The organism is Corallococcus sp. AB049A (assembly GCF_003668885.1).
GTDB classification, from domain to species: Bacteria; Myxococcota; Myxococcia; order Myxococcales; family Myxococcaceae; genus Corallococcus; species Corallococcus interemptor.
The window spans coordinates 1-845 of the sequence record NZ_RAWL01000848.1 but is presented as its reverse complement, the minus strand read 5'-3'; the positions used below and the strand labels follow the sequence as shown (position 1 = coordinate 845).

The following is an 845-nucleotide window of genomic DNA, read 5'->3' as shown; positions in this document are numbered from 1 at the left end:
CGCCGAGGGGGCGGGCGTGCGGGAAGGAGTCCTCAAGCACTGCGACTTCCGCCTCCGGATTCCCATGGGCGGTCAGGTCGGTTCATTGAATGCGTCGGTTTCCGCCGCGATTCTGCTATACGAGGTCGCGCGTCAACGGGGACGTCCCTCCCGCTGAAAACCCCGGATCAATCTCCTTGACTTGGAGAGTGGGGGCTTCTAAAAGGTCGCGCCTCTCAAGCCGCTGCCGAGGGGTTGACGGTCCGCTCGGGAAGAGGTAGGGCGGGGCAGTTGCTGGATGGATGCCGGTGTAGCTCAGTCGGTAGAGCAACTGATTTGTAATCAGTAGGTCGCGGGTTCAAATCCCGCCGCCGGCCAGGTAGGACGGGCCGCGGAAAAGGGCCCGGGACGCAGCAGAATGGTGTAGTGAGCAGCACGCAGCACGACAAGCGAATATCTGGAGAGATGCCCGAGCGGCCAAAGGGAGCAGACTGTAAATCTGCCGGCTCTACGCCTACGGTGGTTCGAATCCACCTCTCTCCACTCGGCAATGCGGGAATAGCTCAGTTGGTAGAGCGTCAGCCTTCCAAGCTGAATGTCGTGGGTTCGAATCCCATTTCCCGCTCCAACCGTTGTAGTGCATCGCCAAGCCCTGATAGCTCAGTTGGCAGAGCGCATCCTTGGTAAGGATGAGGTCACCAGTTCAATCCTGGTTCAGGGCTCCATTTTTCGAGGAGTGTCATGTCCAAGGAAAAGTTCGATCGCAGCCTGCCCCACGTGAACATCGGAACGATTGGGCACGTGGACCACGGCAAGACGTCGCTGACCGCCGCCATCACCAAGGTGCTGGCGAAGACCGGTGGCGC

2 protein-coding genes and 4 tRNA genes are annotated in these 845 nt (G+C 60.2%); all 6 read left to right on the top strand.

Features of this window, described 5'->3' with window-relative positions:
* On the top strand, positions 1–157 hold a 157-nt coding region (locus D7X55_RS39880), incomplete at its 5' end, for a TrmH family RNA methyltransferase (protein WP_139924314.1).
* Between the two features lie 126 nt (positions 158–283).
* Positions 284–356 (top strand) — tRNA-Thr (locus tag D7X55_RS39875).
* Between the two features lie 82 nt (positions 357–438).
* A tRNA-Tyr gene (locus tag D7X55_RS39870) sits at positions 439–522 on the top strand.
* Positions 523–531: 9 nt separating this feature from the next.
* Positions 532–607, top strand: a tRNA-Gly gene (locus D7X55_RS39865).
* Between the two features lie 21 nt (positions 608–628).
* Positions 629–704, top strand: a tRNA-Thr gene (locus tag D7X55_RS39860).
* Between the two features lie 16 nt (positions 705–720).
* Positions 721–845 (top strand): GTP-binding protein (locus D7X55_RS39855; protein ID WP_233588040.1); only part of this gene is annotated, 125 nt, incomplete at its 3' end.